Here is a 22,722-nt window from a genome sequence, read left to right as displayed (position 1 = left end):
CAGACTCGGTGAAATGTCCCAATTGCAGCAACGCCCAAGTTTGAGAAACAATACAACTATCCCGTATACAAGTAGGAGTTATGTCTGAACAGTTTACCCAACAAGTCAGCGATCGCATCTGTAAGCACATGAACGAGGATCATGGTGACGCGATCGCGCTTTACGCCCGTACCTTCGGGAACTCTCCCGATACTGAGTCGGCTCAAATGCAGTCCATTGATGCGACAGGAATGAATTTAATCGCCCAACGTCAGGGTGAGTCGGTTCCCTTACGCATTGAGTTTGATCACACCCTCAAAGACTCTGAAGACGCCCATCACACGTTAATTGACATGGTGAAGCAAGCCAGAGGTGCAGCTAAATCAACCTAGCGACGTGATAAATTAACGGAGCGGCTATCAACGCGGGTAAAAAAGACGCAACACGGATGTGGGTCAACTGTAACAGGTTGATTCCCGTCCCCAAAATCATTAATCCCCCTACCCCGGTAATCAAGAGAATTCGAGGATCACTGGCGGGATCAGGAATCGCTTGCGCCAAGACTCCCGCCACCAGAGAAATTCCACCTTGATAGACGAGAATCACAATAATCGAAAAACCGACGCCAATCCCAAAACTACTCGAAAGTGCGATCGCGGCGATTCCATCCATTACGGCTTTTAGCGTCAGCAAGGTATCGTCACCTGTCAAGCCATTATTCAGACTTCCCAGCAACGTCATTGGACCCACACAAAATAATAAGCTAGCCGCCACAAATCCTTCTGTGAACGCACCACTTCCGCGAAATCGAGTCTTCAGCCAATGTCCCACCGATTGCAGTCTAGCTTCAATTTGCCACCATTCTCCCAGTAATCCCCCCAACACAATACTAATCAGCGCCAACACCACACCATCAATGCGCCCTGCTTGCACCTGAGTCATACTCGCCGCCATGCTAACACCCAGAAATAGGGTGAGAAGCCCTACCCCTTGGGTGATAATTTGTTGCATAGGTTTAGGTAAACGGTGCTTCAGTAACAACCCGACCGTTGTACCAATAGCTACCGTTATCACATTTATCCAAGTTCCGCTTGTCTTAGCAAAGAAATCAGTCAGCAAAACATTAACTGTCAACGTTAATAGTGGCGTAGCATACTTAATTTAATACATTAATCATTAGCGCAGAAACCGTAGGGGCGCACCGATGTGCGCCCGATTCAATGGTAAAATCTATTCCACAATTTTAGCTATGTCAGTCCAGTAGTAGCGTGGCACACCTTATTTGATGAATTAACCATTAGCCCCGAAACTGTAGGGGCGCATGGCGTGCGCCCGATTCAATCGTCACATCTAATCCATCATTTTAGCTGTGCCACGCCAGTTAACAACTTGAACGCTAACACCAAACGCACAAGTTAGTAAATTTAAGGCTAAAGTTCCCTTACTACAAACCTAATCTAATATAGTATAGTATTTAATCCATCTTGGCTCAAGGACTGTTCTATGGCTTCTCCCTTTCCCGGCATGAATCCTTATTTAGAAAATCCGGCATTTTGGCCAGAAGTACATAATCGCTTAATCGTCAACCTTGCCGACTCCTTAGCCTCGCAAATTCCGCCACAATATCGGGTGGCAATTGAGCAGCGCACCTATTTAAGTGATGCGTCAGATTCAGTTTTGGTAGGACTTCCTGATGTGTCTGTATTTTCTCAACAGAAGAATACTAAACCAACGGCATCAACAGTAACCTTTTCCTCGACATCTGAAGCTGTAACAGTGACAATGCCTGTACCCGATCCTATCAAAGAAAGTTATTTAGAAATTCGCGAAATCGCCACCAATTATGTTGTGACAGTGATTAAACTTCTATCGCCTAAGAATAAACGTGCAGGTGAGGGGAGAAAAGCTTACGAACGGAAGCGCAAAAAAGTATTAGCGACGACTGCTCATCTCGTCGAAATTGATTTACTTCGAGGAGGAAAGCCGATGGTATTTTTAGGCGAAGTACCTCTTTCAGATTATCGAATTGTGGTGAGTCGAGGCGATTGCCGTCCTCTAGCCCAATTGTATGGGTTTAGCGTGCGAGACGCGATTCCCTCATTTGGATTACCATTACAGTCAGAGGATGTAGAACCTCTGGTGGATTTACAAACGTTATTGAATGGTGTATATGAACGTGCCAGATACAATTTAGCGATCGCTTATAATCAAGAACCCGTTCCACCGTTGTCGGAAAAATATGCGGTTTGGGCAGATAGACTCTTGCGAGAAACAGGGCATCGAAATAACTAAAAATAGGACTTGCTACGAGAATATACAGCAGATTTGGTGGTTGATGAGGTACAGTCTCTAAGCAAGATCCCCGACTTCTTGAAGAAGTCGGGGATCTGTCTGTGTACTGCATATCAAAAAATCAACATCAAACCTAAAAACCTAACCCCCCAGCCCCCTTCCCTGCGTAGCTTGCTTCCCCGAAGGGGTGGGAAGGGGGAGAATTCAAAGCCTCTCCAAATAAAAAAATATATTCCGCTTCCCTCTCCTTGTAGGAGAGGGCTAGGGAGAGGTTCGGAGAGAGGTTTGGAGAGAGGTTTTCTATATCCTGACCAAAAGTAAGCTACAGGATGGGCTCTTCCACAGAAACAGATTTCACATCTACCGTAGCTTCCGGTGCGGTACTGGTTTCTTCCGTGACGACTCCCGCTTGGCGAGATTTAGCCAAATCAATCAACCACTGCGACATCTCAGACACCAGCAGCGTCAGCACGACAACATCATCAATTTGCCCGACAATTGGAATCAAATCTGGAGCGATATCAATGGGACTAAACACATAAAGGATAGTACCTAAAACTATCCACCAACGGTATTTAGGATTACGAACCGCGTTACGATACCAGTTATAAATGGATTGGATTGAAAAATTATTCATCAGTTTTCCCCAACAGCTACCTTTCATCTTGCCAAATTCATCCCGGAACCTCTATGGGGATAACCCACCTGTTCAGGTGCAGAACTTACACCTATTGACGTGAGGGGGAGAGTTTGATGGGACTGGGATTTGCTGGGGATGATCGGAATCGCGCTTGGTTACTGTTCAACATCATCACACAAAGCCTGATCACTCTCTGGGGCGTTGTTTTTTAGATAATCCTCAACCCAATCACAAGCTCTGTTCATGAGTGCATCTAGGGTTAAATCCTCTAAATTCCACAACCTGACTGTTTTATCATTACTAGCAGAAGCAATGGTGTTTCCATCTGGGCTGAACACTACGCTAAAGACCGAATATTCATGACCAGAAAGGGTGTGGAGAGGTTCACCATCTCGATTCCACAACCTGACTGTTTTATCCCCACCAGCAGAAGCAATCATCTTTCCATCTGGGCTGAACACTACGCTGATGACTTGTGCTTCATGACCAGAAAGGGTGTGGAGAAGTTCACCTTGTTGATTCCACAACCTGACTGTTCCATCCTCACTAGCAGAAGCAATGGTGTTTCCATCTGGGCTGAACGCTACGCTATAGACCGAATCTTCATGACCAGAAAGGGTGTTGAGAGGTTCACCGTCTTGATTCCACAACCTGACTGTTTTATCATCACTATATCATCACTAGCAGAAGCAATCGTCTTTCCATCTGGGCTGAACACTACGCTCTCGACCCGATCTTCATGACCCATTAGTCGATTCCGCTCTCTAAATTTGTTGTCATAAATTACCGTCTGCAAGGTTTGAGAAATTCGCTTTTTAGACTCCAAGTTTTCTGAATTTGATTCTTTGAGTAGCGTTCCTGCCCGAATCCCTTCAATCAGAGCATCGAATTTCAGATTTGATTTAACCAGTATCTGGGAAAAGCGGCTTAACGCATCAATTTGACCTGCCATCCTTTTGTCTGATTCCTGCCACTGGACTACAGCCAAGCCAGTTAAACCCATCAAGCCAATCAAGGCAGTAACCGATACAATGATAATTCGGCGAGCTTGTTTCAGTTCTCGTTGACGACGAAGTTCTTCTTGATGCAAATGAGCCTCTTGCGCCGCTAGACTTGCCTGAATAAATGCGTTTTGTAAATCGGTGGCTGTCGGCTTTTTCTGGCTTTGATTTGTTTCCTGTAACCAGTCTTGTGCAATCGCTAATTCATTTCCCCGTAACAATAAATCATCACTTTTATCATGCTGCTGCCACTCCAGCGCCCGCTGTGACCATTTGCTATGCAGGCGAACGTGTTCTCTATCCGTATCTAAGGCTCTGACAAATTGATTGAAATTGGCATTAAACTCCCGTTGATTCTGATTGAAATCAATCCACTGAATTTTGGCTAACTCTGGATGTAAATCTGCCGAGTCTACGGGTTGATGTAATACCGTGACAAACCGCTTATTTAAACTCGCTGCATACTCCACCTCAGCAGCACAGTAGGGGGATTTTATCGAACGCGGTGAAAGAATAAACAAAAAGTTATCACAGGCTTTAATTCCTAACTGAATTTCCTGCTGAAAGTCACTTCCCGATGCAATACTTTCCTGGTCAAACCACGTCGTTTTTCCCTGCATCTGTAACGCATCATTCAGCTTTCTCGCCAAATCTGAGTCCGCACGAGAATAAGAGATAAACACATCCAGTGATTCTAAGGGCGGTTGTCGCAGGCTTTCAGTAATGAATTCTTCTTGTAAAGCGATGGGTAGATGGTGTGTCCGTTTTTGTGCCACCTTTAACCACGTCTCAGCACTGCGTAAGTTATACCCTCGGAGCAGAATAGTAGGATGCTTTTTCAATGCCATCATCAATTTGATTCTGAAAGTCTACTGCTAGGGGGATATCATTGAAGTCAAACCAGACGTTAAAGCCTTGTTGAGTGAGACGCGCTTGCAGGGTTTGCGCGAAGGCTTTACTATCGGCTCGTCCGTAGGAGATAAAGGCATCAAATAATGTTGTCATTTCCTGGTAATCTGTCCATTTTCTATCTACTCCTCAACATTTTCCCCCTCATCCCCTAACCCCTTCTCCCTCCCCCCTCGTTCCCCCCTACCCCCCTCGTTCCCCCCTACAAGAGGGGTGAGGGGTTGAGCTTAAGTTGACACGGATGACCGACGTGCGCCCTTTTACCGTACCGACGTGCTTCCAATGTCACCGTAAAATTTATCCCACCATTGTAGCTGTGCCACCCCAGTCGTGGACTGACACAGCAAAAATCGTAGATTAGGTTGTAGGTTGGGTTTCGACTTCGCTCAACCCAACGAACTATAGGGCTAAAGCCCTTACTACAAGCCGAATCTCATCCATCAATTTAGGCGTGCAACACCACTACTGGACTGACACAGCTAAAATTGTTGAATAGATTTCACCATTGAATCGGGCGCAAGCCTTGCGCCCCTACAGTTTCCGGGCTAATGCTTAATTCATTAAATAAGGTGTGCCACACCACTACGAGAACTTTTTGTGCAAAAATTTAGGTTGAATTGTACTAAGTTAAGGCTGGTGGGCAATGCCCACCCTACGGTATATCAAGAGTTTCGGCGATTCAAAAATGCAAGTTTTCAGTGCCATTTAATTTAAGGTGAGTAGCGAGCCAGATATGAGTAGCCAGAATTGAGGAACGAAATTCCCAAATTCTCCTGATACGCTAAACCTTCTGTAGTACGATGATAATAACCCTCCTAGGTCTACCTTCTAAGGCATGGGAAGACAGATGGTTGGGCTAGGTGTGATAGAGATGTAGTCCTTGCGTGTTAATGAACTCGACCACCGTTCGCTTGTAAGCGTCCAGAAAAGAATAGCGCAAGATGCCTAATGGCATTATTCGGTTAGAACTCTAACCATAAACCGCGAAAACCAAGCGGACTAACAAAATTACCGCCTGTGGAAGACGGGCGACTGCCTGTGGACGCTGAGTAAGACCAATAGAGGGCAACTTTTGGAGGCATCGGCGGACGAAGCGGGAAATCCCAAAGACGAATAAGACCGTCCTTGTTTTTAAGGAGTTGGAAGCCCCAACTTCAGCGTTCGCTTGCGTGCGCGTAGCGCGTAAGCAAGTTGGGTTACTTCACTCAACCTCTTTGCAAACGGCGAGAAATCCCTAGAATTGGAGTGGCTTGCATTTTAGCAGGGACGATTATACTGAGCAATCAAGGGAGGTTGAGAATGGATATGGATATTGTTGCGATTATTGAAAAGGGCGGAATCGCTATATGGCCCCTGTTAGGGCTTTCGATCCTGGCAGTTGGTACAATTTTTGAACGACTCTGGTTTTGGGCGGGAATCCTATTGAAACAACAGGAAATCGTCAATCGGGTGCTGGATGCAGCGGCTCAAAATTGGCAGGTGGCTAGAGAAATCGCGATGAAATCACGCCGACAACCCGTGGGACGATATTTATATGCTCCCCTACGACTGATCAGCCCCGAACCGGAATTGTTCCGCTTAGCCTTGGAGGGGGCGGCTGATGACGAGTTAGCGGCGATGCGACGCGGCGATAAGCTATTAGAAGCGGTGATTGCGCTGTCTCCGCTGTTGGGGTTATTGGGAACGGTACTCGGTTTAATCAACTCCTTAGGCTCTATTACTATTGATCAACTGGGTACAGCCTCTACCGCTGGGGTAACCTTGGGAATCGGTGAAGCGCTGATTAGTACAGCGGCAGGACTGATTATTGCGATTACCAGTTTGGCATTTTATCGACTGTTTCAAGCCTTTTGGTTTAACCAAGTCAAAATATTCCGCAAAGCGGGGACAGAGTTGGAATTGCTGTATCGCCAAGATTGGTTACAGGCTGAGGATAGTGAGCAAGTGCTGAACTATAACGTTCCAGAGAATAACGTTAACGTTTATCAAGAGAGTTTTGAGGTTCCCAAAGGCGATCGCACTCCACCCCCAAAACCTCAATCCCAGCAAAAGCCGGATGATCGCATTCCCGTCGCCAATGCTAAGGCTACCCTAGACAATAACGTTGCTTCAGACAAGTCTCAAGTCCCAGAAACTGATCGCACTCCCGTCGCCAATACTAAAGCCAACCCAGATGATAACGTTGACCCAGATAAGTCTCAAGTCTCGGAAAGCGATCGCACGGCTGTCCCCAACCCCCAAGGAAAGCCAGAAAAATAGATACCAAAGCAGACATCATCAACCCGTACAGTTTGCCCGATTTTGACATTTATAACGATGACAACACTACGCCAGTCACCCCAGCCGCGAACCAAAAAACAACGCGCCGCTTTTGTCCCCCCATTACCCCGCCCCTTAAACTTGCGGATGGATGCCCCCACGGAAGAAGTTCGCATCGAGATCGTACCGCTCATTGATGTTATCTTCTGTATCTTGACCTTCTTTATCCTGGCAGCCGTAGGTTTATCGCGCCAACAAGCCATTAGTGTGGATTTACCCAAAGCCAGTACCGGAACTTCCCAGGGACGACAAATTCTGATGATCAGTTTGGATGAATTAGGACAAGTGTATGTAGAGAAAAATCCGGTAATTAGCCAAGATCAGTTTATCCAACAACTCCAAGCTTACAAGCAACAAAACCCTAGTGGCGTGTTTGTCCTCTACGCCTCCCCCAATGCCATGTATAACGAAGTTGTACAAATCTTGGACTTACTCCGGGAAGTCGGGGGCGATCGCGTAGCGCTAGCTAATTCACCCGGACAATCGCCGCAATTTCCGGGAACAAATCCCCTGTCTCCCTCCACTGGAGTACCCGAATTTAACCCCAATCCCGGACAACTGCCAATGAATCCGGATGGCACATTTAATCCTAATTTGCCGCCTCAATTTCCCGGGGTTCCGGGTCAACCTCAATTTGGATCACCCCAACCGAATCCAGGGGGTTTATCACCGTCTCCTGGACAATTTCCCATCAACCCCGGTGGTTCTGTTCCACCCAATTCTGGTACACCCACGTCACCGCAGCCGCAAGGGGAATAATTTTTTAGGTAGGGACAATAAATGTTAACGGCTGAGAACTCGCTGCCGCGAGAAGCAAGCTACGTCATTTGTCATTCGTCTTATGTCTTATGTCTTATGTCCTTAGTCTTATGTAAGGGTTTGAGGGTTATGTACAGAATTTACAGCAGATTTGGTAGGTTGATGAGGTACATAAGCAAGATCCCCGACTTCTTCAAGAAGTCGGGGATCTGTCTGTGGTAATAGAAGTAGCTTTATTTCCACCGATCTACTTAATCTGAAGTCTCTCCTGTAGAGGACTACAACTCGGCTAATAAGGTTTTCTGAAATGAAAAATCTATCACTTTTACTGTCTGAAGGAACTGATGGAATAGAAGTATTAGGAGAAAAATATAGTTCATATAAAGCAAGCTTTACGGTTGATTATACAGGAAAAACAAGAGTATTTTCTATACGAACTAATGCACCTTTTCAAACTAAATTTAATCATGGTAATCAACGTCGAAGTTATCAAGACTATTTAGTCAATCCCCGGCAAATTGTCGAATCAAAGGATTATCCTACCCTACATAGCAATCATACGTGGTTTGATGCACTTTACGCTCTAGCCATAGACGAAGTTCGCCAATGTTCAGTGTCTGATATTAAAGATAGTGCCTATCGTAATGGACAAGGGATTCCTGCACCTGAAGGAGGCTATTTTGAGACAGGTTTATTCTGGACTTATATTTGGACACGAGATATTTCCTATGCTGTGCATCTGAGTTTAGCTACAATTGATCCCATTCGTTCTTTAAATTCTTTGAACTTTAAACTCTCTGAAATTCGAGCAGGGGGTAACCAGCAAATTATACAAGATACGGGTACAGGAGGCAGTTATCCTATATCAAGCGATCGCGTAGTTTGGTCGTTTGGTTGTCAGGCTTTATTGCAACAACTTCAAGGTAAGACACGGAAAGACTTTGCCCGTTGTGCTTATGAAGCACTCAAAAATACGATTGAACAGGATCGCCAAGTCATTTTTGATTGCCAAGATGGGCTTTATCGCGGAGAACAATCATTCTTAGATTGGCGAGAACAAAGTTATCCTCGATGGATGGCTGAAGATCCGGTACAAATTGGCATGTCAAAAGCCCTTTCGACGAATTGCTGTCACTTTAATGCCTTACAGTTAGCGGCTTCTCTGGCTGGAGAATTAGGTAACAATTCTGAACAAAAAAAATACAGTCAATGGGCGCAGGATTTAGGTCAAGCCATCCGCACTCACCTCTATTTACCAGACTCCAAACTCTATTCTACCTTTATCACGACAACTTTTGCTCCCGGTGCTGCACATCAATATGATTTATTAGGCAATGCCTTGGCTATTTTACTTGATATTGCCGAGGAAACACAAGCCGCTCAAATCGTTTCTAACTACCCCCATTTCCCCAAAGGGGCTGCGGTTATTTTTCCTCAACAAAGGGATACTCTCATTTATCATAACCAAGCCATTTGGCCCTTTGTTACCGCTTATTGGCTCAGGGCAGCTAAAAAAGTCGGAAATGATCAAGTTGTAACTCTGGGAATGATTTCCTTAGTTCGAGGTGCAGCCTTGAGTTTATCGAACATGGAAAACTTTGATGCCGTAAGTGGAAGGGTTGAACTAGATACTGAACCAAAAGAACCTCCCGTAAATTCACCCCGTCAATTATGGTCAGTAGCGGGTTATTTGTCCATGATCTATGACATTATTTTTGGACTCTCTTGGACAGATTCAGGGATTCACATTGCTCCTTATATTACCCGTGAATTTCGTAACGTTCTCTTACCTAAGTCAAATCAGTTAGTTCTAAATGAGTTTCCCTATGAATCACATACACTGAATATTACTGTTAATTTACCCCCTGTGACTGAACAGATGGAGGGTGTTTATACAGTTGGAGAGATTCGTCTCAATGGACAAAGAGTTACCTCTGAAATTACAGAGGCAATGCTTGATAAAAGTAATGTAATCGAGGTGAATTTAGGAGAAGCAGACTCAAAATATCATCCGATTAATATCATTAGCAACCTGGAAGAGTATAGATATAGGTTTGCACCTCGATCGCCTATCATTGAATCCATCACGCCTATAGAGAACCAATTAGAGATTAAATTTAATCTGAATGGCGAAAATCCAGATGAAGTTACAGTTAATATTTATCGAGATGGACAATTAATGGCTAGGGGACTCTCAGGTCATCTGACAAGTTGGCGAGATCAAAATAGTGAGGGAATGCGATCGCCTAGCTATTGTTATAATCTGGAAACGATTTACACCAACACAGGCACAATTTCCCAACGTTCTCATCCCTGCTGTTATTGGGGGGCTAATAACCATCGCATTTATTCGGTTAATGCTGACCAATTTTCCGCGATCGGGGGTCAACTTTCTGAACGTCATGGTAGAAAACATTTTGAAAATTGGGGCGAACCTGGACATCAGATTACGGTTCAGATAAAAGCTCAGTTTAGTGGCGCTCACGCGATTCAGGTAGTTGCCGGGAATGGAGCCGGATCGATCAATACAGGTATCACTTGTGGGGTTAAACATTTGCAAATGACGAATTTACAAAATAATCAAGTGGTGGCAGATGGTTGTCTAGTAATGCCCCATCTTGGCACTTGGGATCGCTGGTTAGAGTCTTCTGTCATTTTTACTCAAGTAGACTTAATCGCTGACCAGAATTACGAAATCAAGATTTTTGGCGATGAGCAAGCCATTAACATGTCAAGTTTTGCCCATAATGCTAACTATACAGGTGGTAAGGTAGGACATTCAGGACCTTACAATTATGTGAATATTGCTCAAATTAAATTAGCGGCATTATCTTGACCGAAAAAGGACATAAATTCTGTCCGCTGTTCTAATAAATGTTAAAAAGCCTCAAATCCTTACTGTTCCCTGTTCCCTGTTCCCTGTTCCCTGTTCACTGTTCCCTGTTCCCTCAATTTAATGATAAAGTTTTCTCAAAACCCACCCCGCCTAAGCCTAAGTGAGAGAGTGTTAAGTGACTTATGACTGATAAATCCGGTGCAGGATATCGAATCGAACGGGATTCTATGGGGGAACGCGAAATCCCCAGCCACGCCTACTACGGGATTCAAACCCTACGGGCGATCGAAAACTTTCCCATCAGCGGGATTAAACCCTTACCCACCTATATCGACGCCTGTGTACTGATTAAAAAAGCCACCGCGATCGCGAATGGTAATCTGGGCTGTATTCCCCAAGAGATTAGCCAAGTGATTATCCAAGCGGCGGATGAAATCCTCAAAGGGCAATGGCGGGATCAATTTGTCGTCGATGTGTACCAAGCGGGTGCTGGCACATCCCACCACATGAATATTAATGAGGTGCTGGCAAATCGGGCATTGGAAATTCTGGGTGATGAAAAGGGGAACTATAAACGGGTTAGCCCTAATGATCATGTCAACTATGGACAATCCACCAATGATGTTATCCCCACCGCGATTAGAATCGGGGCGCTGTTGGCGTTAGAACACACCTTGTATCCCGCCCTATCTGATGCGATTACCGCCCTGGATAACAAAGGCGATGAATTCCAAGATGTAGTTAAATCCGGCAGAACCCATCTTCAAGACGCCGTACCCGTGCGCCTGGGGGAAGACTTTCGGGCGTGGGCGCAAATTCTCACCGATCATACCACTCGGATTGAACGGGCGTCGGAAGATTTAATGGTACTGGGGTTAGGTGGAAGTGCCACAGGAACCGGATTAAACACCCATCCCGACTATCGCCATCAGGTTGCCCAAATTCTTGCCCAACTGGTGGATCAACCCCTCAAATCTGCCCCCCATCTCATGGCGGCGATGCAGAGTATGGCACCATTTGTGAATGTATCGGGCAGTTTACGCAATTTGGCACAGGATTTGGTGAAAATTTCCCATGACTTGCGGCTAATGGATTCAGGACCCAAAACCGGATTCAAGGAAATTCAACTTCCCCCAGTACAGCCGGGATCATCGATTATGCCAGGAAAATATAATCCGGTGATGGCGGAAATGACTTCGATGGTATGCTTTCAGGTGATGGGCTATGACAGCGCGATCGCCTTGGCTGCTCAAGCGGGTCAATTGGAGTTGAATGTGATGATGCCGCTGATTGCCTATAATCTGATTCATAGTATTGAAATTTTAGGCAATACCCTATCTGCCCTGACGCAAAAGTGTCTAGCCGGAATCACAGCCCGACGCGATCGCTGTTTGGACTACGCCGAAGGCAGTCTAGCATTAGTCACCGCCCTGAATCCCCACATCGGTTATCTCAACGCGGCGGCTGTCGCCAAGGAATCTCTGGAAACAGGCAAATCTCTACGACAAATCGTACTCGATAAAGGCTTGATGAGTGCTGAAGACTTAGCCAAGGTACTCGATCTTGATAAAATGAGTGCCTTGTTGCCTAACGAATGACGAATGACAAAGGACATAAGACAAAGGACTAACCATGCAAAGTCAAGATAGTTTTACCCAAATCACCTTTCATTACATCAATGGCGAAACCGAATCCTTTGATATTCCGGTGACACCAGAAGCCTTTAGCGAACAACTTGCTGATTTCCTCAGTCAACCGTGGTTAACGCTGCATCTGTTCGATCAAACCGTGATCATCCTGACATCTCAAGTTGTCAAAGTCGAAGTGACACCCCAGCTAACTCAACTGGAAGGGGATGGTGTCTTCGCAGATTGTCAACGAGTCACGGCTCTGTCCCGTGGCGCGAAGGTCTAAGATAAACTAAAGCTATTTCACGACACTTATGTCTAGCGTTAGTTTAATTCGGGCAGATTCCTATAACCAACAGCCATTGAGAACCGCCATAGAAACCTTGCTGGAACCATTGGGCGGGATTAGGGCATTTGTCAAAGTAGGCGATCGCGTCCTCCTCAAGCCTAATCTGCTGACGGCTGGACGTCCGGGAAAAGAATGTATTACTCGCCCCGAACTGGTTTACACTATCGCCCAATTGGTTAAGGAAGCGGGGGGTCAACCGTTTCTAGGTGATAGTCCCGCCTTTGGTACAGCTAAGGGGGTAGCACAGGCGAATGGCTATGGCCCAATGATGGAGGAACTTAACATACCCATTGTCGAATTCCATGGTCAGCGTTATCAAACGGTTAGCCATACCTTTAACCATCTGCGCCTGTGCAAAGAAGCGATGGATGCCGATGTGGTGATTAATTTACCCAAGCTGAAGTCTCACACCCAGTTAACCCTGACGCTGGGGGTTAAGAATTTATTTGGCTGCGTCCCTGGTAAAATGAAAGCCTGGTGGCACGCTGAAGCAGGTAAGGATGCCTTGCGGTTTGGGGAAATGTTAGTGGAAACGGCGCGGGCAATTAATCCGAATTTGACGATTATGGATGCAATCGTCGCTCATGAGGGCAATGGTCCGAGTGGGGGTGAACCCCGACGCTTGGATACCCTGGCGGCGTCGGCGGATGTATTTGCTTTGGATTGTGCGATCGCGAATTTACTCAATATCGATCCGACTCAAGTCCCCACTCTAGCCGCCGCGATGAACTTGGGGTTAAGTCCAACTCTGGACACTTTAGATTTTCCTCACCTGCACCCAGCCGATATCAATGTACTCGATTGGAAGCTACCGGATCGGTTAATGCCGATTGATTTTGGGATGCCTCGCCTGATTCGCTCTACATTTAAGCATTTTTACATCCGGTGGATCAAAGAACCAATGGGCGTGTATGCTCATCGCTAATGTGATAATTGTCGTATCATTTTTGAGCAAAATTTAACATTGAAAACTCAAAAAGGAATTATTTGGTAAACATTGTTACAGTCTCCCAAGAAGGAAAGAACGTAATCTAATACTACCCTCCGATTGCTTAATTCCACCGCCTAGTGTTAGAGGCGGTTTTTTGTATTTTCTGACTGGAATTAGAATAGATTAGGTGTTTACTGTTAGGGTTTTAGTTAGGAAAATTAAATGTCACCTATGATACGTAATCCCTAATCAATAGAGTTTTATTAAGCTGACTTTTTACAGCATTGTTTGCTGAAAACTATGGTAAAGTGGCTTAGGTCAAGTTTTGAGTTTAAACCCACTCACCATGCTTTGATCTCCTGGGTTAGACATCTTATCGCTACGCTAACGTACCGTTGGACTTGCCAAGCTTGACTAAGGCTCTTCCTTGTCTCCTTTCTAAGAGAGGGTCAAAAACTTCTGCGAGGATGCACTAGGACTCACGTCAATCTGTCTCGTCAATCTGTCTAAGGTCAGTTGTTTGGGGAAAACAGATGTCCTAAGTAGTAAAACGTCAGGTTTTATGCGAATTGTTGACTAGAAAACAATTATTGCGAAAAAACTTGTTAAAATAGACACCATGGGTTGATAGTTTACCCCATTTTCAGATCAATTATAAATTGACTCAAGTTCTGATCAAAACCTCATTTATGGAATCAAGCGGCTCGTCTGCCAACTCTTCTGAACCCCATCCTCATAGGTGGGCAGAAATTATAGGTGCGGTAATGGCTTTTTTAACGCTGACCTTACCTTTCTTAGCCATTGCTTATTACTCGTCTGGCAGCTTAGATGTTTTGCCGACAACACCCTACTCACTGCCAAGGTCAGAAATAAACAATTGGCAAAATTATTAAATAACAAAATAACGATGAAGTGATCAATAAAGTCTTAATCTAATCGAGAGTCTTTTGGCTGGTACAAAATCCGATGATGTCACCCCCGTTTAAACTGGGGTACTTTTTCCTTATACCCCATCTGCCCTAGATGATGTAGACATGGACTCAGAGCCAATGAGAGCCAATTTCATTAGGCTGTTCCCCCTGCCTTAAGGCAGGGGAAGATGCCAGCAAAGTTGTATAACAGAAAAGGCAGTGTGGGGAAACGCCACCCTTGGATAGTTAGGTGATCCCCATCTGCTGTGTCGCTTACACGATTTAGTCATGGATTTATCACGCATTCCAAGTCAACCCAAACCGGGACTGATCAACGTTTTAATTGAAATTCCAGCCGGGAGTAAAAACAAGTACGAGTACGACAAAGATTTACAGGCTTTTGCCCTTGATCGAGTCTTATATTCCTCGGTGCAATATCCTTATGATTACGGCTTTATCCCAAACACCTTAGCCGATGACGGTGACCCCCTTGATGGTATGGTGATGATGGATCAGCCAACCTTTCCCGGTTGTGTCATTACTGCCCGCCCCATTGGTATGCTGGAGATGATTGACTCGGGCGATCGCGACGAGAAAATCCTCTGTGTTCCTGACAAAGATCCACGCTATGCTCAAGTGAAATCGCTCAAAGATGTTGCCGAGCATCGGTTGGATGAAATTGCTGAATTTTTCAAGACTTACAAAAATCTGGAGAAAAAAGTCACGGAAATTCTAGGCTGGAAGGATATCAAGGAGGTTATGCCACTGGTTGAGAAGTGTATCGCCGCCGGGGACAAGGGTGGCAGATAGTTCAGTAGCCTAAGTAGGGGTTTGGTTACCAAACCCCTACAGTACTCATCGCCGCTTTTTGTGACAGAACTCACAAGTCAAGTCCACCAAGCACGCTAAAATTAACAGACTTGAGAGAAACTTCCTGATCGGAAGCAGGGTGCTAGAAAATTCAACCTAGTGGAAAGCCGTATATTAATCGTCATTTTTGTACAAGCTCTCCCGACGTAATATCCTTTAAAAATACCTAATTTGCCCCCTTGGACACAAAAGCCTTAGCAACTATCTCACCCAAAGTACCCTTATCTGAGTATCATATAGTGGAAATTGCTTGGCGTGAAGCTTGGCTAAGGGCAGCTCACTCAATTGAACGATGCCAGATTCTGATCCAGCGTCACCCAGTCCCCGCACATTTAATGTTATAGCCAACATGGTAACTGGCCCTACCGTCAATTTTGTTGTCCAATTTTGGGGCGTCCGAGGTAAAGTTTCGGCTCCAGGAAAAGAAACGGTACGCTATGGTGGCAATACCTCCTGTGTGGAAATGCGTGTCGGTTCCAAACGCCTCATTTTTGATGGGGGGAGTGGTTTGCGACTTCTCGGCAACCATTTACTCCGCCAAATGCCCCTAGAAGCTTACCTGTTCTTCACTCACTGCCACTGGGACAGCATTCAGGGATTTCCTTTTTTTACACCTGCCTTTATCCCCGGCAATTGTTTCCACATCTATGGTGCTAAAGCAACAAACGGAGAATCAATCGAAAAGCGCCTAGGGCGGCAAATGTTAGCACCTAATTTTCCCGTTCCCCTCCAGGTCATGCAATCGGAGCTAAAATTTTACGAACTGGGTTCGGGTGATAAAATCACTGTAGATGATCTAGTCGTTGAAACCGTTTTACTCAACGCTGCCTCCCATTCAATGGGCTACCGAATCACTTGGAATGGTCATTCCGTCGTCTATGCGATCGCTTACTCCCAATCACCCGATCAGCTGGATCAAAATTTGTTGCACTTAGCCCGCCATGCTGACTTGCTCATTTTGGATGCTCCCTGTAATATTCGTGCAAATGATTCTCTAAAACCTTCCCCTTTAGACTGGCAAGACCAACTCGGGCAAACCGGTTTAGCTACAGCTAAAGCCGCAGGAGTTAAACGAATTGTGATGTCTCATTACCATCCTGACCATGATGATGAATTTCTTGAATGGATGGAATCCCAAGTGAAATCGGTCTTTCCCAATGACGTACTGGCTCGTGAGGGTATGGTTATACCAATCTGTTAATCGGAGACGTTTTGACACTTTAAGCAAAAAAATAATTTATATTAACATAATTCATTTGTATTTGAGCCAAGAAAAACTCAATCAAATACCTCATTGCGGTTATTCCCAAACGAAAAAAGAAAATTAAAGCGCACTGACCCTATTGGCAGGTCACGGAATCGGTGTAAGAATCAAGCGATTCATCACATCAGGGGCAAGTTCTTTGATAATTAGCCTCTTTATTTTTTACAAATGAGCAAGATGATTGGTGTGAATTCCAACGGGCAAATTCTAGTCACTTCTATAGCAGCATTATGGGCGGCGTTCTGGCTAGCTCCCTCGGTAAACGCTCAAACTCTGCCTATCCCCACAAACAGTAAGTCCTCAGCTGATAAGTCTTTATCTCTCACAAAGGCAGAAGATTCCATCCAGGTTCCCGATGCACCTAGGGTTGGGTCAACACTCAACACCCAACACTCAACATTCAACGCTCAAGTTCCCGATCGCACCACTCCCCGTGATAGTCCCTCAATTCCGGAACTCCCTCCGCCTCAAGACATTGAGCCACCGCCTCCCTCAAGGCAACCAGAAGCCACACCCTCTCCCACACTACCTCCCCCCGAACAGCTTCTCGAACCCCCGGAATTTTCACCAACAACGCCGGAGACGCCGGAGACGCCGGAGGGTGACACAAGCGAGCAAATTACGGTGAACCAATTTGAATTCATCGGTAACACTGCCTTTAGTGATGAAGAGTTAGCCGAAGTAACGGCGGAGTTCACGAATCGCCCGATTACCTTTGCTGAACTGCTCAATGCTAGAACGACTGTCACCCAGTTATACGTAGACAACGGCTATGCCACGTCTGGTGCCTTCATTCCACCTCAACCCCTCACCCAAGACACCGTAACCATTGAAATTGTCGAAGGCGGACTTGAAGAGATTCAGGTGAATGGATTACGTCGTCTGCGCCCGGGCTACGTGCGATCGCGGATTGCTGTGGCGAATCCCAAACCCCTGAACGTGCCACATCTACTGGAATCCCTACGTCTTTTGCAACTCGATCCCCTGATCGAAAATGTCTCGGCTGAACTCTCAACGGGTTCTGGACCTGGTACCAGTTTAGTCATTGTTGATGTTATTGAAGCAAACACTTGGAGTTACCAACTGTTTGCTAACAATGGACGTTCCCCTAGTGTGGGTAGCTTCCGGCGTGGGGCGTCTATCACCCAAGCCAACTTACTCGGATTCGGCGATGGCGCAACGCTTAGCTATACGAATACGGATGGTAGCGACGAGATTGAATTTAACTACACCCTACCCGTTAATCCGCGTAATGGCACGGTTAGCTTTAGCTTTAGCAACACCTCTAGTGAGATTATTGAAGATCCATTTAACCTTCTCGATATCCAATCCGACTCCACCAGTTTTGACCTGACGTTTCGTCAACCCCTTCTGGAAACGCCAACCAAAGAATTTGCCTTGGGTTTAACCGCGTCCCGTCGGAATACTCAAACCGTGTTCTTAGAAGACGTAGTGGGAGAAAGAGTGGGTTTTCCCTCTCTCGGGGCTGATGAAGATGGAGAGATTCGCGTTTCCGCCCTGCGATTCTTTCAAGAGTGGACTCAACGAGGGGCAAGTGAAGTCTTTGCCCTACGCTCTCAGTTTAATTTAGGTCTGGGTATCTTTGATGCCACAGTCAATGATGATGAGCCGGATAGTCTCTTCTTTTCCTGGCGGGGTCAAGCCCAGTGGGTGAGACTTTTAGCCCCGGATACATTACTGGTGCTTCGCGGTGATCTTCAACTGGCGGCTCAAGATTTGTTACCCGTTGAGCAGATTGGGCTAGGGGGGCTAGGGAGTGTGCGCGGCTATCGCCAAGATATTCGACTCACGGATAATGGTGCCTTTGCCTCGGCTGAGGTGCGGGTACCGATTTTACGCATTCCTGAATGGGACGGTATTTTACAGGTGACTCCCTTCGTGGATGTGGGTACAACCTGGAATAACGGCGATATTGATGATCCTGATCCCAGTAGTTTGGCATCATTGGGGTTAGGACTACAATGGCAACAAGGCGATCGCATTACAGCTCGCTTAGATTGGGGGATTCCCTTGATTTCAGTTGATTCTGAGGATGATACTTGGCAAGAAAATGGCGTATATTTTTCGATAACGATTAATCCGTTTTGATAATTTTTATCTAATGACTGATCATCCTTTTATTATTTCAACCCAATTTCTAAAAGAACACCTCGATGATCCGCAAGTGGTCGTCATTGATTGCCGTTTTGCCCTTGCTGATCCGCAACAGGGATATAAAGAGTATCAGACGAGTCACATTCCGGGAGCGTATTACTTGGATTTGAACCAAGATCTGTCTGCCCCTGTGGAACGTCATGGCGGGCGTCATCCCTTACCTGATCCCAACCGAATTGCCCAAAAACTTGCTGCGATTGGGGTCAGATTCGGTGAAACCTTAGTCGTGGCTTATGATGATTCCCGTTTTGCGTTTGCGGCGCGTCTGTGGTGGTTACTGCGTTACCTGGGACACGATCGCGTGGCGGTACTAGATGGGGGCTGGGGTGCATGGCAATCCCAAGGGTATCCGGTAACCGATGCGATACCGGAACCTCAACCGGGGCAGTTTGTGCCGCAAGTGCGCTCTGAGTGGGTGGTTGATATCAACGGGGTCAAAACCCGGAAAGAGTTACCGGAAGTGGCTTTGGTTGATTCACGGGCACGCGATCGCTATTTAGGAGAGCATGAACCGATTGACCCCGTTGCGGGTCATATCCCTGGAGCCATTAATTACCCTTGGCAAGAGGTGACTAATGCTCAAGGTTATCTCCACTCCCCCAATCAGCAAAAACAGCGATGGCAGGATATCCAAGATAAATCAGACATTATTGTTTATTGTGGCTCTGGAGTCACCGCCTGCGTGAATCTCTTATCTCTGGAATTAGCCGGAACAGGAAGGGGTAAGCTTTATGCTGGAAGTTGGAGCGACTGGTGTTCTTACTTAGCAGAAACCTCTGTTTGACAATCTTCCTTCTTCTAGATTCTATGGAACTTGCATTCCATAAACACCAAGGTAGAAGTTCCATCTCTCGCCTAGGCGTGACTTTCCTGATACCCCACGGTAGAATTATGCTTATATCAGTATATTCATAAAAAACCATGTAATATTATCACACTTGTTGACTTAAATGCAAGCAAACTTGCTATGACTGGCGATTCATCCTCAACTAACTCTGATCGGGTATAGTTGGGGGTGAATCGCCGAAGTCGATAAAGTACATCTACAGCGAATGGGTTGGTGTTATTCTCAACCCTGAGAATAGCTTGAAGATAGCTCCCTGTCTACGTCCTATCGAGTTGCTAAGGTTTTCTAAAGCAGAGAGAAATCTAGTGACATGAGTTTCTTTGCCAGGAGATTGAACTTGGAGGTGAGAGAGTAAGACAATTTAGATGGCGCTAAAACGCTTAGGAATTACGCCGATAGACTAACTATCAGCCAATATTTAGATTAAAATTGCTAAAATAAGAAGTTCACTTAAATTTCCCAAAACTATTAGGTCTGAGTTTATATGCCTTGCTCGATGAACCGTATTTCTATTTTTGTTGATGGGAATAATATGTTCTATGCTCAACAAAAAAATGGCTGGTTCTTTGATCCAAAGCGGGTCTTAGAATATTTTAGAAAAGAACCCCATATTGTTCTGGTTAATGCATTTTGGTATACCGGATTAAAAGATCCTCAAGATCAGCGCGGATTTAGAGATGCCTTAATTAGCCTAGGTTACACCGTCCGAACTAAAATTTTAAAAGAGTATTATGATGATAGTTCGGGTCGCTACTCCCAAAAAGCTAATCTTGATATAGAAATTGTTGTTGATATGTTTAATACTGTAGAACAGTATGACCGAGTTATTCTGTTTAGTGGAGATGGTGATTTTGAACGAGCAATCGAGTTGCTGCGTTCAAAAAATACTCACATTACAGTCGTATCAACGGAAGGAATGATTGCTAGAGAATTAAGAAATGCTACAGATCGGTATATCGACTTAAATGATATACGTGATTATATCGAGAAAACGGATTCTTGATTAATCACACAAACTAGCCCTTATGATTTAACTCATTGAAGATTAACGAGTTCTGACTGGAGACAATCAAATGAACACACAACCCAATCGAATTATTATTTTTGATACCACGCTGCGCGATGGCGAACAGTGTCCTGGAGCCACATTAAATGTAGAGGAGAAACTAACGATCGCACGGCAACTAGCACGACTCGGTGTGGATGTGATTGAAGCCGGGTTCCCGTATGCCAGTGTCGGTGACTTTGAGGCGGTGCAAAAGATTGCCCAAACTGTAGGCGTAGAGTCAGGACCGACAATTTGTGGGTTAGCCCGAGCCACTCGTCAGGATATTGAAGCCGCAGCCAAAGCCCTCAAACCCGCTGCCCATGGGCGAATTCATACATTTATCGCCACATCTGATATTCATCTAAAATATAAACTGAAAAAGACTCGACCAGAGGTATTGGCGATCGCAGAGGAAATGGTGGCGTATGCCAAATCCTTTGTCGAGGATGTGGAGTTTTCCCCCGAAGACGCAGGGCGTTCTGATCCAGAGTTTCTCTACGAAGTGCTAGAACGTGCGATCGCGGCGGGGGCGACAACGGTGAATATTCCCGATACCGTGGGCTACACCACTCCCACTGAATTTGGCGCATTGATTCGCGGGATAAAAGAAAACGTCCCCAATATCGACCAAGCGATTATCTCCGTTCATGGTCACAATGACCTAGGATTAGCCGTTGCCAACTTCCTGGAAGCCGTGAAAAATGGGGCGCGACAGTTAGAATGTACGATTAACGGTATCGGTGAACGAGCCGGAAATGCTGCCTTAGAAGAACTCGTCATGGCATTGCACGTTCGGCGGCAATTCTACAACCCCTATTTTGGACGCCCTGCGGAGTCAGAGGAAGCCTTAACCAATATTGACACGCGCCAGATTTACAAAACCTCGCGGTTAGTATCGAATTTAACCGGAATGTTAGTACAACCGAATAAAGCAATTGTCGGCGCAAACGCTTTTGCCCACGAATCGGGAATTCACCAAGATGGTGTCCTCAAAAATAAGTTGACTTATGAAATCATGGATGCCAAGTTAATCGGCTTAACTGATAATCAGATTGTCTTGGGTAAGCATTCCGGGCGCAACGCCTTCCGCAACCGTCTGAAGGAATTGGGGTTTGATCTGTCCGAGACGGAGTTGAATAAGGCATTTGTCCGCTTTAAAGAAGTGGCGGATAAGAAAAAAGACGTATCCGATTGGGACTTAGAAGCACTGGTTAACGACGAAATCAGCCAAGTTCCCGAACTCTTCCATCTGGAATTAGTTCAGGTATCTTGTGGGGATCACGCTCGTCCTACGGCTACCGTAACCTTACGCACCCCAGAAGGTGAAGAATTGATGGATGCGGCGATTGGAACCGGTCCAGTGGATGCAGTGTATAAAGCGATTAACCGCGTGGTGAATGTTCCGAATGAACTGATTGAATATTCGGTGCAGTCAGTGACAGCCGGGATTGACGCCCTAGGGGAAGTTACCATTCGCCTACGTTATAACAGTCGTGTCTTTTCCGGTCATGCTGCCAATACCGATATTATTGTGGCATCAGCCCAAGCCTATGTGAATGCCCTGAACCGACTCTATGCTTGGTTACAGGGGCAAGGTCAAGAAAGTCGCGATCGCGAGACAGATAAAGCGGTAGCCTCAGTTTAATCTATCCTTACCCGATCCCCGACGTCTTGAAGATACTGCTGGCGAATTGGAAAAACCTAACCCCCCAGCCCCCTTCCCAACCCCCCTCGTTCCCCCCTACCCCCCTCGTTCCCCCCTACCCCCCTCGTTCCCCCCTACAAGAGGGGGGAGGACAGAGGATGTTTCACTTTTTTTGCACGGGGAGGACAGAGGATGTTTCACTTTTTTTGCACGGGGAGGACAAAGGATGCTTCGCTTTTTTTGCACGGAAGGGGGAGCATCAAAGCCCCTCCAAATAAAAAATATTATTCCGCTTCCCTCTCCTTGTAGGAGAGGGCTA

16 protein-coding genes and 2 pseudogenes are annotated in these 22,722 nt (G+C 45.8%); 14 read left to right on the top strand and 4 right to left on the bottom strand.

Annotated features, from left to right (window positions below; genetic code table 11):
- Nucleotides 1–80 precede the first annotated feature (80 nt).
- Entirely contained in the window at nt 81–371 is a 291-nt protein-coding gene (locus tag RIB93_RS11315) for a DUF2470 domain-containing protein (protein WP_044207414.1), read from the top strand.
- Here the strand turns inward: RIB93_RS11315 and RIB93_RS11310 are convergent.
- A complete protein-coding gene (locus RIB93_RS11310) occupies nt 358–1,098 on the bottom strand; it encodes a DUF554 domain-containing protein (RefSeq protein ID WP_446372954.1) in 741 nt (246 codons plus the stop codon). The two genes, RIB93_RS11315 and RIB93_RS11310, sit on opposite strands and share 14 nt — an antisense overlap.
- Before the next feature lie 384 nt (nt 1,099–1,482).
- On the opposite strand from RIB93_RS11310, the gene RIB93_RS11305 reads away from it, so the two are divergent.
- The gene (locus RIB93_RS11305) at nt 1,483–2,271 is read left to right on the top strand and encodes a DUF4058 family protein (RefSeq protein ID WP_446372880.1); all 789 of its coding nucleotides are present in this window, start codon (nt 1,483–1,485) and stop codon (nt 2,269–2,271) included.
- Nucleotides 2,272–2,593: 322 nt separating this feature from the next.
- On the opposite strand, the gene RIB93_RS11300 is transcribed toward RIB93_RS11305, so the two are convergent.
- The 3 genes and pseudogenes from RIB93_RS11300 to RIB93_RS11290 all read right to left on the bottom strand — a co-directional run bounded on the left by RIB93_RS11300 (nt 2,594) and on the right by RIB93_RS11290 (nt 4,917).
- On the bottom strand, nt 2,594–2,908 hold the full coding sequence (locus RIB93_RS11300) for a YkvA family protein (protein WP_446372879.1): 315 nt from the start codon (nt 2,906–2,908) through the stop codon (nt 2,594–2,596).
- Between the two features lie 158 nt (nt 2,909–3,066).
- A pseudogene (locus RIB93_RS11295) lies at nt 3,067–4,757 on the bottom strand (toll/interleukin-1 receptor domain-containing protein); the annotation flags it as partial.
- A complete protein-coding gene (locus RIB93_RS11290; protein ID WP_446372878.1) occupies nt 4,717–4,917 on the bottom strand; it encodes a toll/interleukin-1 receptor domain-containing protein in 201 nt (66 codons plus the stop codon). The gene RIB93_RS11290 and the pseudogene RIB93_RS11295, both read right to left, overlap by 41 nt.
- A gap of 1,209 nt (nt 4,918–6,126) precedes the next feature.
- Between RIB93_RS11290 and RIB93_RS11285 the strand changes: the two are divergent.
- From RIB93_RS11285 to RIB93_RS11230, 12 genes and pseudogenes are all read left to right on the top strand, one after another.
- A pseudogene (locus RIB93_RS11285) lies at nt 6,127–6,774 on the top strand (MotA/TolQ/ExbB proton channel family protein); the annotation flags it as partial.
- A 363-nt stretch (nt 6,775–7,137) separates the two neighbouring features.
- On the top strand, nt 7,138–7,899 hold the full coding sequence (locus RIB93_RS11280; protein WP_446372877.1) for a biopolymer transporter ExbD: 762 nt from the start codon (nt 7,138–7,140) through the stop codon (nt 7,897–7,899).
- Between the two features lie 307 nt (nt 7,900–8,206).
- Nucleotides 8,207–10,735, top strand: coding sequence for an alpha-L-rhamnosidase-related protein (locus RIB93_RS11275; RefSeq protein WP_446372876.1), 2,529 nt, complete (start codon nt 8,207–8,209; stop codon nt 10,733–10,735).
- Nucleotides 10,736–10,917: 182 nt separating this feature from the next.
- The gene (locus RIB93_RS11270) at nt 10,918–12,333 is read left to right on the top strand and encodes an aspartate ammonia-lyase (RefSeq protein ID WP_446372875.1); all 1,416 of its coding nucleotides are present in this window, start codon (nt 10,918–10,920) and stop codon (nt 12,331–12,333) included.
- Between the two features lie 34 nt (nt 12,334–12,367).
- Entirely contained in the window at nt 12,368–12,649 is a 282-nt protein-coding gene (locus RIB93_RS11265) for a hypothetical protein (protein WP_446372874.1), read from the top strand.
- A gap of 28 nt (nt 12,650–12,677) precedes the next feature.
- On the top strand, nt 12,678–13,637 hold the full coding sequence (locus RIB93_RS11260; protein WP_446372873.1) for a DUF362 domain-containing protein: 960 nt from the start codon (nt 12,678–12,680) through the stop codon (nt 13,635–13,637).
- A gap of 1,205 nt (nt 13,638–14,842) precedes the next feature.
- Nucleotides 14,843–15,364, top strand: coding sequence for an inorganic diphosphatase (locus tag RIB93_RS11255; RefSeq protein ID WP_446372872.1), 522 nt, complete (start codon nt 14,843–14,845; stop codon nt 15,362–15,364).
- 409 nt (nt 15,365–15,773) lie between these two features.
- On the top strand, nt 15,774–16,625 hold the full coding sequence (locus RIB93_RS11250; protein ID WP_446372871.1) for an MBL fold metallo-hydrolase: 852 nt from the start codon (nt 15,774–15,776) through the stop codon (nt 16,623–16,625).
- A gap of 240 nt (nt 16,626–16,865) precedes the next feature.
- Nucleotides 16,866–18,797 (top strand): ShlB/FhaC/HecB family hemolysin secretion/activation protein, encoded by a 1,932-nt coding sequence (locus RIB93_RS11245; protein ID WP_446372953.1) that lies wholly within the window; start codon nt 16,866–16,868, stop codon nt 18,795–18,797.
- A 13-nt stretch (nt 18,798–18,810) separates the two neighbouring features.
- Entirely contained in the window at nt 18,811–19,647 is an 837-nt protein-coding gene (locus RIB93_RS11240) for a sulfurtransferase (RefSeq protein ID WP_446372870.1), read from the top strand.
- 547 nt (nt 19,648–20,194) lie between these two features.
- Entirely contained in the window at nt 20,195–20,713 is a 519-nt protein-coding gene (locus RIB93_RS11235) for a LabA-like NYN domain-containing protein (protein ID WP_006101490.1), read from the top strand.
- Between the two features lie 70 nt (nt 20,714–20,783).
- The gene (locus tag RIB93_RS11230) at nt 20,784–22,403 is read left to right on the top strand and encodes a 2-isopropylmalate synthase (RefSeq protein ID WP_446372869.1); all 1,620 of its coding nucleotides are present in this window, start codon (nt 20,784–20,786) and stop codon (nt 22,401–22,403) included.
- Nucleotides 22,404–22,722 lie beyond the last annotated feature (319 nt).

This window comes from Coleofasciculus sp. D1-CHI-01, assembly GCF_040218875.1.
Classification (GTDB): domain Bacteria; phylum Cyanobacteriota; class Cyanobacteriia; order Cyanobacteriales; family Coleofasciculaceae; genus Coleofasciculus.
Note: the sequence above shows the minus strand (reverse complement) of the source record. Positions and strands in the feature narration are given on the sequence as shown.